This is a genomic window from Methylobacterium sp. WL69 (genome assembly GCF_008039485.1).
In the GTDB taxonomy this organism is placed as follows: domain Bacteria; phylum Pseudomonadota; class Alphaproteobacteria; order Rhizobiales; family Beijerinckiaceae; genus Methylobacterium.
In genome coordinates, this window is record NZ_VRUZ01000012.1 from 1 (window position 1) to 12722 (window position 12722).

Sequence of the window (12722 nt, forward strand, 5' to 3'; positions counted from 1 at the left end):
GATCTCCAGCTTCTCGGGGGCCGGGTACCTCATGCCTCGTCGCCCCCAGCCCCGCTCATGCTTTTTTTAAGCAGACGGTTCTCCAGGACAAGATCAGCTACGACCTCTTTGAGCGCCCCCGTCTCGCGGCGCAGATCCCGCACCTCGTCCGCCGTTGCCGCACGAGCCGTGTCGCCGGACAGGCGCTTCTTGCCAGCCTCCAGGAACTCCTTGGACCAGCCGTAGTACATCGAGGCGGCGATCCCCTCACGTCGACACAACTCGGCGATGCTGTCCTCGCCACGCAAGCCTTCGAGCACCACGCGGATCTTCTCCTCGGAGGAGAACTGCCGACGTGTGGCCCGACGGATGTCCTTGATCACCGCTTCTGCCGGCTTCTTGGCCGGTCCGGATGTCTGCTTCATCTTCGCTCCTCAGGGGCTACGATGAACCAGCCATCCTCCGTTCGTGAAGACCCTCATTCTGTCCCACAGGTGCTGACGTCGGACACCGAAGCGGACGGGGTCACCTGTTGAATCGCTCAGGAAAGTAAGAACGAGGCTTTATCGTCTCCTGCATGGGGGCGTTTCAACAGCCTGTACAAATCGCTGCGCGGATGGCGCGGCTCAGACGCATGTCGGCCGTCGCTCAGTGCAGCGAGGTACCAAGGCGCTGATCCACGGGCGCGCCCAGCGGCTTGGTGGTTCCATTGGCAGCCACGTGTTGGAACAGGGTCGTTGCCGTGGGAAGGAAGGTGCACGCGGATGGAACGGCCGCCTCCGGTGTGCGGGCCATGGCGAAGGGCGCTGAGCTCGTCAGGATTAGCGCGACGACGACGGGGCGAAGGATGGTGAGCATGGCGGGTCTCCAAGTACCGATGCTTGGAATTCGTGGCCCACCACGATGCGTTACCTGATCGACGGCCGCTTCGTGTGATCCCGCACCGTCATTATGCCCGCCCTGAGAGGGTGAGGACGGTGGCGTGCCGGCGAAACATCGCGTTCTCCACGTTTCCACCGCGTTCCGGCGTCATGCGTTCCCCGACACGATGCCCGAGATCCGAATGCCGAGACTCTCGGGACCACGCAGGGAGGCTCCAGGCCTGTAGGGCGGCGGGTCGACCATGAGCCGAGGGGCGACAAGGCGGCGGCAGAGTGCGACCAGGGCGATCTCCGCTTCGATTCGCGCAAGTGGGGCCCCCATGCAGTAGTGCAACCCGCCGCCGAAACCGAAATGCTGATTGTCGTCCCGATCCGGGTCGAAACGATCCGGATCGTCGAAGCGGGCCGGGTCGCGGTTCGCGGCAGCGAAGAGCAGGATGACCGGCGCGCCCTTCGGAATGGTTCGGCCGGCAATCTCGATGGCCCCGAGGGCTTTGCGGGTCCGGAAATGCACGGGCGGCTCGTAGCGGAGCAGCTCCTCGATCACGCGCGGCGCCCGCTCTGGATCGACGCGCAGGCGCTCCAACTCCCCGGGATGGCGCAGCAGGGTCAGCATGCCGTTGGTGATCAGGTTCACCGTGGTCTCGTGGCCCGCCACCAGCAGCAGGATCGCCGTCGAGATCAGGTCGAAATCGCCCATCACGGCCTTGCCATCGGGGCCCGGCGCGGCAAGGGCGCCGAGCAGGTCGGCGGTCGGGCGTCGGCGCTTCTCGCGGATCAGGGCGCGCATGTAGGCGGAGATCGCGTCGAAGGCCGCGACCGTCCGGTGCCGGCCGGCTTCGTCGTGGCGGGCATCGGGCTCGAGGGCGGTGGCAAGCTGCGTCGCCCAGGCCTGGAACTGCGGCTCGTCCGCCTCCGGCACGCCGAGCAGGTCGCAGATCACCGAGACCGGGAGCGGATAGGACAGGTCCTCGACGAGGCAGACTTCCTCGCGTCCGGCACAGGCGTCGATGAGGGCGTCCACGTCCCGCACCACGCGCTGCCGCAGCGCCTGCACCCGCGCCACCGAGAACTCGCGCATCACGGCATGCCGCAGGGTGTCGTGGTCGGGCGGGTCGCGGAAGATCAGAGGGCGGTGAGCCGTGGCGATCCGGTCCTTGATCGGATTGAGGAGCCAATCCTTGAGCGGGTTGCCGGTGCGCGGGCGGCGGGAGGGCGGCAGGTCCTCGGAGCTGAGGCGCGGGTCGAAGATCAGGCTGCGGATCGCCGCATGCGTGCTCACCACCACGCTGCCGTCGCGCTGGCGCGCCACCGGGTTCTCGCGAAGCCGCGCGTAGATCGGGTAGGGATCGGCCCGGTTGGCGGGGTCTAGGACCTCGGAAAACAGCGTGTCCTCAGCCATGGCGAGCCTCAATGGGGGTGGACGCGGCGCGCGGTGGCGGAAAGCCCGGTGGCATGGCGAGGAAGCCACCCTGGTCGCTCGCCTCGCGGATCGGCGGAAACGCCTGGCCGGCCGTGATCGCCTCGGCATAGGCGGGGAGCCAGCGCGCCTGATCGAACGACACGGCCGCGATGCTGCGTCCGGCGCGGCCATAGACGGCGAGGAAGCGCCGCGACGCGCGCGAGCCCTGCACGATCGCGACGGCGTCGGCGCCCTCGCTCAGGCCCACGGCCTTGATGTTGATCCCGAACTGGCTCGACCAGAAGGCCGGCAGGTGGTGGTAGGGCTGCTGGTCCTCGGCCGGCGCCAGCATGTTGCGTGCGGCGTGCGCGGCCTGCGCGACGGCGTTACCCCAATGCTCCACCGACATCAGCCGGCCGCCGTAGAGGGGGTTCGGCCAGCGCGCGACGTCCCCGGCGGCGGAGATGTCCGGGCACGGCGTCCCATCGGCGCCGAGCGCCCGGCAGGCACCGTCGCAGGTCACACCGCCGGAATCGGCCAACAGGTCCGCGCCCGAGAGCCAGTCCGTGGCGCGCGTCGCGCCGAGGGCCACGATCACGAGATCGGCTTCGACCGCGCGCCCGTCCGCGAGATGGGCGCGAACCACCCGGCCCGAGGCGTCGCCCTCGAAGCGGAGTACCTTTGCGCCCCCATGAAAGCTAACGCCGGCATCCCGCAAGCACTCGGCGATCACGCCGCCGATCCAGGTGCCCAGCGAGCGGGCGAGCGGCGTCGGGTTGGGATCGACCAGCGTGACGGGCAGTCCGAGATCGCGGCAGCAGGAGGCCGCCTCGCAGCCGATCAGGCCGGCGCCGACGATGAGGACGCGGGCGGGCCCCTCGGCCAACGCGGTGCGCAGGCGGGTGGCATCATCCTGGCCGCGTAGGGTGAAGATCCCGGCGAGCCCACCGCCCGAGGCGGCGGGCCAGGGGCGCGCCTGCGCGCCGGTGGCCACGAGGAGGCGCTCGTAGGCGAGCCCCGTGCCGTCCGCGAGGGTGATCGAGCGTGCAACCCGGTCGAGGGCGACCGCCGCATGACCCAGCCGCCAGTGGGCATCGAGGGTGACCAGTTCCGGCAGCGCGGTGGCATCCGCCGCCAGTTCGCCCGATAGCACGTGCTTCGACAGGGGCGGTCGGTCGTAGGGGCGATGCGGTTCGTCGCCTACGATCGTGAGCCGGCCGGCGTAGCCGTGGCGGCGCAGGGCCTCCGCGCCCCGAAGGCCGGCGAGCGACGCGCCGACCACGACGATCCCGGCCGCTTCCCCGGCGCTCACGGGGTTTCTCCACGATCGGCCTGGAGGCTGATGGCACGGACGGGGCAGGCCTGGACGGCCCGCTCGATCTCACCCCGCCGCGCGCGCGGTGGTGCGGGATCGTAGAACAGGATCTCGTGGCCCCGGACCTCGAAGGCACTGGGGGCCGCGTAGCAGCACTGGGCGTAGCCCTGACACCGGTTGAGGTCGACCACCACGCGGAGCGGCGCGGCCATGCCAGGAACGGGTTCGTTGGGGTCGGTCATGACGGTCCCTCGCCGATGGTCAGAGGCCGCGGAACGAATCGGCCGGATCGTCCGCCTGCGGCATCAGGTTGGCGACAGACGCCAGGGGCAGGCCGGTGACGGCGGCGAGCACGAGCGTGGCGACGAACGCCAGCGCTTGCCCGCCGTCGCGGTCCCGGCGGTTCCAGGGCGCCGTCGGTCTCGCTCGGACCCAGTCACGGCCGAAGATCGGGATGGCGGTCATGCGGCGATCCCCCGGATGCCGGCGCGGGTGCGAACCGCATCGTCGATGCCGGCCAGCACCACCGACCCGGCGTCCAGCCCAGCGAAGGCGCGCGCCAGGGATGCGGCACGTGCGCGGTAACGGGATTGGGCCAGCACCGTATCGATCGCCTCCCGCAGCGCCGGGATCGCCGGCGTGTTGGTCGCCAGATTGATCCCCGCGCCCGACCAGCCGATGCGCGCGCCGATCTCCGCCTTGTCCTCCGTCAGCCCGGCCGAGACGATCGGCACGCCGGCCGCGAGGGCCTGCGAGACGCTGCCGTACCCGCCATTCGTCACGAGCAGGGAAACCTCCGGCAGCATCGCGTCGAAGGGCAGGAACGGTGACACCCGGGCATTCGCCGGCAGGGCTCCGCGCAGGGCCGCGACGGGGCGCCCGCCCGTGGTCGCCACCACGAGCAGATCGTTGCGGTCCGCCAGGGCCACGAGGGTCGGCTCGATCAGTTCGCCGAATTCGGCATTCGCGAGGGTGCCCTGCGTGACCAGAACGACGGGCTTGGCCCTGTCGCGCGCCTGCCACCAATCCGGGAGCGCGACCTGGGCGCTCAGTGCCGGCAGCAGGCCGGTGAAGCGGAGGTTGGGCGGCAGCCTCCCGAAATCGTACTCGAAGTCGGGTACGGTCGGCTGGAGGAACAGGTCCGGCAGGACGGCGATGGAATGCGGGAGCGCCGCCGGCAGGGGCGGCACTCCGAGCCGCGCCAGCTGCGCATCCGCGTAGGCGCGCACGGGATCGACGAAGGCGGCATCCATGCCGGCCTTCAGGACCGCGTAATGAGCGCGCTCCGCCGCATTGCGGGCCGGCGGTAGGCCGAGGCCGACCGGCGCATCGTCGGGTCGGTTGAGGAACAGGAAGCTGACGTTGAGCACCACGATGGGCGGACGCGGCCGGGAGTCCAGCAGCAGGGGCAGCACGCCGAGGAACAGGCTGCCCGCGACGATTACGTCGGGCCGCTCCGCCTGGACGAGCCGGCTCAGGGCCTCGGCTTGGACCGGGATCGGGTCGATGAAGCGCCGCGCGAATTCACGCCGATAACGCTCGGGGCCGGCCGGCAGGCCGGTCTCGCGAAACTCCGCGGCATGGCCGTCATCGTAGGCTGAGAAGCGCAGGCCCGCGGCCTCGATCTTCCCTCGGAAACGCTCGGCGGTCGTCATGACGACGCTGTCGCCGCGTGCGGCCAGGAGCCGGCCGAGGGCGAGCAGCGGATTGATGTGCCCGGTCAGGGCCGTGGCGGCGATCAGCACCTTCATGGCTGGACGTCCTCGATGCGACGGTTGCGATGCAAGGTAATCGCTGCGGTGCACCCCATGGTTACGGGCCGCGGCCGCGGCCGGGTGCGCCTGCACACCGGGCATGGCCTGCCCAAACTCATATCCGACGCAGGCCGTCGCCCTCCGCCCATGCGCGCAAGCGGCCCTGCGCGATCGCCTCCTTCGTATGGCGATAGCCGATCTCCGCGATGGCCTCGAAGCTCGACCAGGCCCGCAGGTCGATGCCGGCCAGCGGCGGCTTGAGCAGGGCGGCGGCGTGGCCGACGGCCATCGTCGCCTGCGCATCGCTCGACACCGTCGCCGCCCGGAGCAGCAGGGGCGCGATGCCCGGCATGGCGTCCGGCACGCCGAGCATCCGCCGGATCATGCGCCCGCGCCAGGACCGCGTCGGCATATCCCCGAAGGCGCGGTCGCTGCCGACATCGATGGCGAGCACCGGTCCCCGTTCCAGGCCGGCCATCACGTCGGCCGGCAAGTTGTTCATCATGCCCCCGTCCACCAGGACGCCGTCGTCGGTGCAGACCGGCGGGAGCAGGCCCGGGATCGCGATGCTGGCGCGCAGGGCGCCCGGTAGGTCGCCGCTGCGGTGGACCATCGCGGTGCCGGTCGTCAGGTTCGAGGAGACGCAGAGGAAGGGGAGCCAGAGATCCTCGATCCGGGCGCCGCCGAACCAGGCGGCGAGACCCGCATCGACCTTCGCCCCGCGTGTCAGCGCGTGGTAGGGCAGCGTGTAGTCGTTGAGGGGATTGTTGCCGACGAAGAACGCGACCGTCCGTGCGCGGATGTGGTCGACTCCGAGGCCCATGGCGAGGCTGGCCGCGACCACCGCGCCCATGCTGGTGCCGCCGACGAAGTCGGGGGCGCAACCGGCCTCCTCCAGGGCCTGCAGCACCCCGAGATGGGCAAGGCCGCGCGCGCCGCCGCCGCCGAGGACGAGGCCCCGGGCCGAGCCGCTCGCGAGACGCGCGAGCCGCCCGAGATCGTTCGTATGGCCGGCCCGCACCGGGATGCGCAGGGCGGCGGGCAAGGCCGCGACGTCGGGATGGAGGGGGTGGGGCAGAACCGCATCCGCGTCCTGCGGGACGACGAGATCTATCCGGATACAATCCGATCGCAGGCTCCCGAGCCAGGCGGCGGCCCCGGCGCGGGCCGGCCGGCCAGGCTCGGCGAGCAGTAGGACGTGGTCCGCGTGGCGCAGGCAGAGCCGGCACCACGGGCAACCGACCTCGTGGGCCACGAAGATCGTGCGGGCGTGGCGGGTCTCGTAGTCGTGGAACCAGGTCTCGTCCGCGCCCTCCGGCCAGCGTGTCAGGCAGCCGGTGCGGCCCGGCAGGGTGGCGTCGAAGGCGGCCGCCAGGGCGTCCCCGAATGCCGCCGCATCGAGCCCTTCGGTGACCGCGAGCACGGCGAAGCTGCGCGGCCTGTGCCGCACCGCCTCGCCCTCCTGGCCGGCCCGGATGCGCTCGGTGAGTGCCTGCGCGAAGTAGAGCAGCATCCGGGGATGATCCGCGACCACCGCCTCGAAATCCGCGCGGGCCAGCCGCAGCAGGCTGGAATCCCGCAGGGCCGTGGCGGTGGCGGATCGGGGGGCCGGCGAGAGCAGCGCCATCTCGCCAAAGCTCTCGGGCGGGCTCAGCCGGGCGATCCGGCGCAGCGGCCCCCTGGCACCTTCGGCCGAGATCCCAATGGCGCCGGAGACCAGGGTGTAGAGCGCGTCCCCGGCCTCGCCTTGCGCGAACAGCGTGGTTCCCCCGGCCACCGCTACCGGAACCATGCGAGCCCGCACCGCAGCGGCGGCCTCCGGGTCCAGACCGGCCAGGAACGGGATGTCGGGTTCGGTCATGGCTGCCGCTTGAGCATGGCGGCGGCCCGGGCATATCCGCCGTCGGCGCCATCGACGAAATGGACATGGTCGTCGCGCAGCACGGAGGGCGTGATGCAAGTTACCACCGCGGCCTCCTGGCGGTGCAGGCCGTACCGCACCAGCCCTGCCGTCTGTGCAGTGGCGAGCCGTGCCTCGATCCGATCCGCCGTCGCGACCGGACAGGTCACGGTCAGGCGGAGCCCGTCCTCGTATTTCCGGAAGTCGGCATTGGCGGCCAGCCGCCGTCGATAGCGGCGCGGCGAGAAGCGGCCGAAGGGCACGCCGAGGCGGAACAACGCGAAGGTCGCGCTGCGCGACAGGAACAGGCTCGCCAGGCGAAGCCAGCGCGACCCCGCCAACGGATCTTGTCCGCATGCGTCCTCCCGAAGGCCCGACCAGGGCGGCCGCATCGTGGGACCGGAATCCGGCATGGGGCGCCCCATGCCGGGGCTTGCCTCGACGACGGCCAGAACTTCGCCGAGGCTCGCCATCACGGCGCCCCGGTCGGCGCCCGCCTCGGGCAGGACGATGAGGGAGAGAACCAGGCCACCGCCGGCCGGTACTGCCTCGAACCGGCAGGACAGGCCGGTGAGGTCGGGCTTCGCGCCACTTGCGGCCGCCGGGATCGCATGGAGCCCACCCTTCAGCGCAGCCTCCGCGTAGGCGAGGCCGCCGCCGGAGAACATCGCGTAATCGACCCTGGGAGAGGCGGCGTAGCGCGCGATCCGAAGGTCGTGTCCGGCGGCCCGCACCGCCGAGACCGGCATCAGCCCGGCCCGCAAGGTGAGGTCGAGCGTCTCGCCGACCCAGGTCACCGTCGCGGCCAGAACCGCCGCGACCGTCTGACGATGCTCGGGTGAGACCAGCAGGGTCGCACCGTCGCCCCCGAAGACGAACGGCGTGTCGGCCTCCGGCAGGGCGTTGCGCACGCCCGCGATCAGGGCGGCCCCGGCGATGTTCACGGACCGGTAGCGCCCCTCCTCGATCGCGCGGGTGGACATCACCACGTCGCAGAGGGCGATCCACCATGTGTCCGGCACCGGAACGTAGAAGGCTTCATCGAGCACGTCCGAGAACCGCGTCAGGCGCGGAACGGCGGCGTAGCGGAACGGGAGCGGGGCGAAGGTTTCCTCAGGCTCCATCGGCAGACCACGGGGCATGGCGGAAGCGGATACGCCGTCGGGGCGGACTTGCTGCGCAGGCATCGCCGAGCATCCCTTCTCCTCCGATGGCGATCGCCCCCTCCGGAGACCTTCGCAGGGCGAGACCTTCGCAGGGCGAGCGTGCGTCCCTGACGAGGTTTCGCTGACCGGCCCGTCACGGTTACATGGAAATCGGAAGTTCCACCCGCGTGTCGCGCGCGGCAGACGGAGATCCGCCGCCCGGACGCGATTTGGTCAGCTTCGCTCAAATGCGTCGTCGAGAACAGCGTTACGGTCCTTTGACATCAGGACTTCGGCGAACCGGGCCCTGCGACCCGTACAGACCCGCCGATAGACTGTAACCGGGCGTCGCCCGCGACGAATGACGGATATCCCGCCTCGTCACGGAGTACGCCATGTCGTCCCGCCTCACGTCTCTTCTCCTCGCCCTGACGTCGGTTATGCTCGTGTCCGGGCCGGTGCTTGCCCGGCCCGTGGTGGTGGAACTGTTCACGTCGCAAGGGTGCTCGTCCTGCCCGCCGGCGGAAGCGCTGCTCGGTGAGTTGGCCGGTCGCGACGACCTTCTGGCACTGGGATTCCACGTCACCTACTGGGACGATCTCGGCTGGAAGGACACCGCCTCCTTCGCGGGCGCGACCGAGCGGCAGGCGACCTATGCGGGGCATCTCGGCGAGGGAAATTTCACGCCGCAGCTCGTGATCGACGGCCGCAGGAGCGTGGTGGGATCGCGCCGTGCGGAGGCCGCCTCGGCCGTCGCGGCGGCCCGGGCCGAGGTGAGCACCGGAACCGAGATCGCGATCGCGCGCCGAAACGGCCGCATCGCCGTGACGGTCGGGTCCGGCAAGGGCAGCGCCCGGGTGATCCTCGTCGGCTTCGACCGGTCCCTGCGCACCCCCGTGGCCCGGGGCGAGAATAGCGGACGGACCCTCGTGCAGGCCAATGTCGTGCGCTCGCTGCGCAGTCTCGGCACCTGGTCGGGCGAGCCCATGCAGTTCAGCGAGGCGTTGCCGGCCGGGCAGGATGCCGCCGTGATCGTGCAGCAATCGGACGGCCGCATCCTCGGAGCCGCACGCCTCTCGCCAGGGGCTTGAGACATGCCACTTTGGAACGACGAGCCAAGTCCTGGCGCCTTGCGTCATACCCGCCTGATCGACGCGCTGGCCCGCGGCCTCGTTCCCGTCCGGCGCCTGCGCTCACCGCTCCGGCGGATGCTCGGCTGGCTGCTGGTCGTCGCTCTCCCCGGCGCCGGCCTCGCGGCGGTCGCCGACCTGAAGGGGGCACTTTCACGCCACGCTGGCGAGCCAGACCTCGTCCTGGCAGCCGTCGGATCGATTGCCACCGCCGTCACCGCGGCGGCGGCCGCGATCCTCGCGACGCTGCCCGACCGTGATCCGCGCTGGGCCCTTTTACCCGCGCCGAGCCTCGCGCTCTGGATCGGGGCGAGTGTCTCCGGCGCAGGCGCGGAGCATGGAGCGCTGATCGCCCTGTCGGAAGCCTGCGCCTGCGTCGGATTCATCCTGGGGCTCGGCGTTCCCTTCGCGCTGCTTCTCGCCGCGATCCTGAAGGGCGGCTACGCCCTCCATCCATCCTTGAGCGGCGGCCTCGCGGGTCTGGCGGCGGCCTCCGCCGCGGCGTCGATCCTGGGCCTGTTCCACCCCTTCGCCATGGCGCTGAATGACCTCGCCCTGCACGCGCTCGCGGTGGCGCTGCTCTCCGGAGCCGGGGCCGGGTTCGGCCGGCGCCTGCTTCGCGCGAGTGCCTGAGGATGGTCCCGATCGCTCCCGTCCGGCGCAGTCTGCTCGCCTGCTTCGCGCCGCTCTTCCTTCTCGGAGCTTTCCCCGCGCAGGCGGCATCCACCGCGTGGTTCGGCGACGACCGAGCGGCGGTGCGGCTCGTGACGGCCACGGACGCCGTGGACAACAGATCGCCCGTCGAAGCGGGCCTCGAGTTTCGGTTCGGTGAGGGCTGGCACGGGGCGTGGCGCAGCCCCGGCGATGCCGGCTTGGCCCCGACCTTCGACTGGAGCGGATCGGACGGGCTCGTGCTCGAATCCATCGCCTGGCCCGCACCGCGACGCCTCACCGTCGGCGACCTCCAGACGTTCGTGTACGAATCCGGCGTCGTCCTGCCCCTTCGCTTCACACGGCGTGGCGACGGGGCCGCGCATCTGCGCCTGCGCCTCGTGCACGCGGTCTGCGGTGAGGTCTGCGTGCCCTATCGCGCGACCCTCGAACTCGCGCTGCCGGCGGTACCGGATCGCCCCTCGGCGGAGGCGGGACTGATCGATGCCGCCCGCGCGCGCGTTCCCGGGCCGCCCGAGGCTGCGGGCTTCGCCCTCGTCGGGCAGGCCCGCGAGGGACCGCCGGACGATCGGCGCCTGGTCCTGCGGGTGACCAGCGAAGGCAGCGCCTTCATGGCGCCGGACGTGTTCGTCGAGGGTCCGAAGGGGGCCGTGACCGCCCCTCCGGAAATCGCCCTGGCCGACGGTGGCCGTGCGGCCCGGCTCGCCCTGAGCCTGCCCCCGGACGCCGCGGATAGCGCGCTGCGCATCACCCTGGTCGATGGCCTGCACAGCGCCGAAGTCACGCTCCCGGCCACGGCCGGCACCGGCTTGGGTGCGTGGCTCGCCATCCTGGCGACGGCCCTGCTCGGCGGTCTCGTCCTCAATGCGATGCCCTGCGTCCTGCCGGTCCTATCCCTGAAGGCCTTCGCGTTGACGCGGGCAGCCGGAGCACAGCAGGGGAGCGTCCGGGCCGAACTGCTCGCGACGGCGGCGGGCATCCTCGCGTCCGTCCTCGCCATCGCCCTGTTTCTGATCGCCGTGAAGGCCTCGGGGGCCAGCGTCGGCTGGGGCATCCAGTTCCAGGCACCGTGGTTTCTCGCCGGCATGGCCCTGCTCACGGCGCTGTTCGCCGCGAGCCTGTTTTCGTGGGTGACCCTCGGACTGCCCCGCCCGCTGGCCGCCCTCGGATCCCTGCGCGGGTCCGGGCTCCTGTCGGAGGCCTTCCTCACCGGCGCCTTCGCCACCCTGCTGGCCACGCCCTGCTCGGCACCGTTCGTCGGAAGCGCGGTGGGCTTCGCGCTGACCCGGGGACATTTCGAGATCCTGACGGTCTTCGCTGCGCTCGGCCTCGGAATGGCGCTCCCCTTCGTGCTTCTTGCGCTGAGACCCGGATGGACGCGCCTGCTGCCGCGACCCGGCCCCTGGATGATCCGGCTACGAAGCGGGTTCGGCCTTCTTCTCCTCGGAACGACCGTATGGCTCCTGACGGTCTTCGCCGCGGTGGCCGGCATCCCTCGGGCGATGGGGTTGGCGGGCATCCTGGCCCTTCTGCTCGGCTGGCTCGCCCTGAGCCGACGGCAGCGCGTTCCCGATCGTCGCCGAAGCCTGGTCACAGCGGCCCTCGTCCTCGCGCTCGTCTCGGTGACGGTGTGGCCGCGCAGCTCCGGAAGGACCCCGGTGGCTCAGGTGGAGGACGGACCCTGGCGCGCCTTCGCCCCCGAGGCGATCCCCGCCCTGGTGGCGGAGGGCAAGGTCGTCGTCGTCGACGTGACGGCGTCCTGGTGCCTGACCTGCCGGATCAACGACGTCACCACCCTCGATCGCGCGGAGAACCGCGCGCGCCTGTCGGCGCCCGATGCGGTCGCGATGCGGGCGGACTGGACCCAGGCAGACCCGGCCATCCTCGCCTTCCTGCGCCGCTTCGGACGCTTCGGGATCCCGCTCGTGGCCGTCTACGGGCCCGGCCTGCCGCGCGGCAAGGCGCTGCCGGAACTTCTGACGCCGGCAACGCTACGGGCCGCCATCGAGCGAGCGGAGCGCGAGAGCCCAGACAAGATCACGACGGATTTTTCGCCCTGACCTGTAACCGTCGTCGGCACCCCTTCGAAAGACAATCCAGTACCGCCAAGATTTTCGGTACACCCCAGAAGGATCGCCTCACATGAGCACTCTCTTCCGCGTCGCCGCCGCTCTCGTCCTCGCCACCGCCGTCTCCGGTGCTCCGGCTTATGCCGTCGATTCCATGGCCAAGGACGGGATGGCTAAGGACAGCATGTCGAAAGACTCCATGGCCAAGGACGGGATGAAGAAGGACGGGATGAGCAAGGATTCCATGGCCAAGGACGGCATGGCCAAGGACTCGATGGGTAAGGATTCGATGGGCAAGGACGGCATGGCCAAGGACGGCATGGCCAAGGACTCGATGAAGAAGTAAGTTCGGCCTCATGCGGACGGTGCGGGTCGGCCATTCGGGCCGCCCGTTCCTCATGCCGGGTTCTTCCCAGCTCTCCCCGCAGCGTCCGGAATCCCCGATCCCATGCCCGTTCGATCAGCGGCCTTGTCC

Annotated in this window: 12 protein-coding genes and 1 pseudogene; 4 read left to right on the forward strand and 9 right to left on the reverse strand. The window is 70.9% G+C overall.

What is annotated here, in order from left to right:
- The 9 genes and pseudogenes from FV218_RS05705 to FV218_RS05745 all read right to left on the reverse strand — a co-directional run.
- Positions 1 to 404, reverse strand: a pseudogene (locus FV218_RS05705) (transposase); the annotation flags it as partial.
- A gap of 223 nt (positions 405 to 627) precedes the next feature.
- Positions 628 to 837: a hypothetical protein gene (locus FV218_RS05710; protein WP_147709017.1), complete on the reverse strand. Its 210-nt coding sequence runs from the start codon at positions 835 to 837 to the stop codon at positions 628 to 630.
- Positions 838 to 1008: 171 nt separating this feature from the next.
- Positions 1009 to 2262, reverse strand: a complete 1254-nt coding sequence (locus FV218_RS05715) for a cytochrome P450 (protein ID WP_147709018.1) — start codon at positions 2260 to 2262, stop codon at positions 1009 to 1011.
- Entirely contained in the window at positions 2255 to 3574 is a 1320-nt protein-coding gene (locus FV218_RS05720) for an FAD-dependent oxidoreductase (protein WP_147709019.1), read from the reverse strand. The genes FV218_RS05715 and FV218_RS05720 overlap by 8 nt, the downstream gene beginning before the upstream one ends.
- The gene (locus FV218_RS05725; protein ID WP_147709020.1) at positions 3571 to 3819 is read right to left on the reverse strand and encodes a ferredoxin; all 249 of its coding nucleotides are present in this window, start codon (positions 3817 to 3819) and stop codon (positions 3571 to 3573) included. Before FV218_RS05725 ends, FV218_RS05720 begins: the two co-directional genes overlap by 4 nt.
- Positions 3820 to 3838: 19 nt before the next feature.
- Entirely contained in the window at positions 3839 to 4042 is a 204-nt protein-coding gene (locus FV218_RS05730) for a hypothetical protein (RefSeq protein ID WP_147709021.1), read from the reverse strand.
- On the reverse strand, positions 4039 to 5328 hold the full coding sequence (locus FV218_RS05735; protein WP_147709022.1) for a nucleotide disphospho-sugar-binding domain-containing protein: 1290 nt from the start codon (positions 5326 to 5328) through the stop codon (positions 4039 to 4041). Before FV218_RS05735 ends, FV218_RS05730 begins: the two co-directional genes overlap by 4 nt.
- Positions 5329 to 5446: 118 nt before the next feature.
- Positions 5447 to 7192, reverse strand: coding sequence for a patatin-like phospholipase family protein (locus tag FV218_RS05740; RefSeq protein ID WP_147709023.1), 1746 nt, complete (start codon positions 7190 to 7192; stop codon positions 5447 to 5449).
- Complete coding sequence (locus FV218_RS05745) at positions 7189 to 8418, reverse strand: DUF3095 domain-containing protein (RefSeq protein ID WP_246685006.1); 1230 nt, start codon at positions 8416 to 8418, stop codon at positions 7189 to 7191. The genes FV218_RS05740 and FV218_RS05745 overlap by 4 nt, the downstream gene beginning before the upstream one ends.
- Before the next feature lie 353 nt (positions 8419 to 8771).
- On the opposite strand from FV218_RS05745, the gene FV218_RS05750 reads away from it, so the two are divergent.
- The 4 genes from FV218_RS05750 (at position 8772) to FV218_RS05765 (ending at position 12593) form a co-directional block, all read left to right on the forward strand.
- Positions 8772 to 9467, forward strand: a complete 696-nt coding sequence (locus FV218_RS05750) for a DUF1223 domain-containing protein (RefSeq protein ID WP_147709025.1) — start codon at positions 8772 to 8774, stop codon at positions 9465 to 9467.
- 39 nt (positions 9468 to 9506) lie between these two features.
- Positions 9507 to 10139, forward strand: a complete 633-nt coding sequence (locus FV218_RS05755; protein WP_187272975.1) for an NrsF family protein — start codon at positions 9507 to 9509, stop codon at positions 10137 to 10139.
- Between the two features lie 2 nt (positions 10140 to 10141).
- A complete protein-coding gene (locus FV218_RS05760; protein ID WP_147709027.1) occupies positions 10142 to 12238 on the forward strand; it encodes a thioredoxin family protein in 2097 nt (698 codons plus the stop codon).
- Between the two features lie 82 nt (positions 12239 to 12320).
- The gene (locus FV218_RS05765) at positions 12321 to 12593 is read left to right on the forward strand and encodes a pentapeptide MXKDX repeat protein (protein WP_147709028.1); all 273 of its coding nucleotides are present in this window, start codon (positions 12321 to 12323) and stop codon (positions 12591 to 12593) included.
- Positions 12594 to 12722: the final 129 nt, after the last annotated feature.

Excerpts from the sequence above, each read along its gene's own strand:
- FV218_RS05745 (WP_246685006.1), bottom strand. The coding sequence starts at position 8,418 with ATGCCTGCGCAGCAAGTCCGCCCCGACGGCGTATCCGCTTCCGCCATG.
- FV218_RS05730 (WP_147709021.1), bottom strand. The coding sequence starts at position 4,042 with ATGACCGCCATCCCGATCTTCGGCCGTGACTGGGTCCGAGCGAGACCG.
- FV218_RS05725 (WP_147709020.1), bottom strand. The coding sequence starts at position 3,819 with ATGACCGACCCCAACGAACCCGTTCCTGGCATGGCCGCGCCGCTCCGC.
- FV218_RS05735 (WP_147709022.1), bottom strand. The coding sequence starts at position 5,328 with ATGAAGGTGCTGATCGCCGCCACGGCCCTGACCGGGCACATCAATCCG.
- FV218_RS05710 (WP_147709017.1), bottom strand. The coding sequence starts at position 837 with ATGCTCACCATCCTTCGCCCCGTCGTCGTCGCGCTAATCCTGACGAGC.
- FV218_RS05740 (WP_147709023.1), bottom strand. The coding sequence starts at position 7,192 with ATGACCGAACCCGACATCCCGTTCCTGGCCGGTCTGGACCCGGAGGCC.
- FV218_RS05715 (WP_147709018.1), bottom strand. The coding sequence starts at position 2,262 with ATGGCTGAGGACACGCTGTTTTCCGAGGTCCTAGACCCCGCCAACCGG.
- FV218_RS05760 (WP_147709027.1), top strand. The coding sequence starts at position 10,142 with ATGGTCCCGATCGCTCCCGTCCGGCGCAGTCTGCTCGCCTGCTTCGCG.
- FV218_RS05765 (WP_147709028.1), top strand. The coding sequence starts at position 12,321 with ATGAGCACTCTCTTCCGCGTCGCCGCCGCTCTCGTCCTCGCCACCGCC.
- FV218_RS05750 (WP_147709025.1), top strand. The coding sequence starts at position 8,772 with ATGTCGTCCCGCCTCACGTCTCTTCTCCTCGCCCTGACGTCGGTTATG.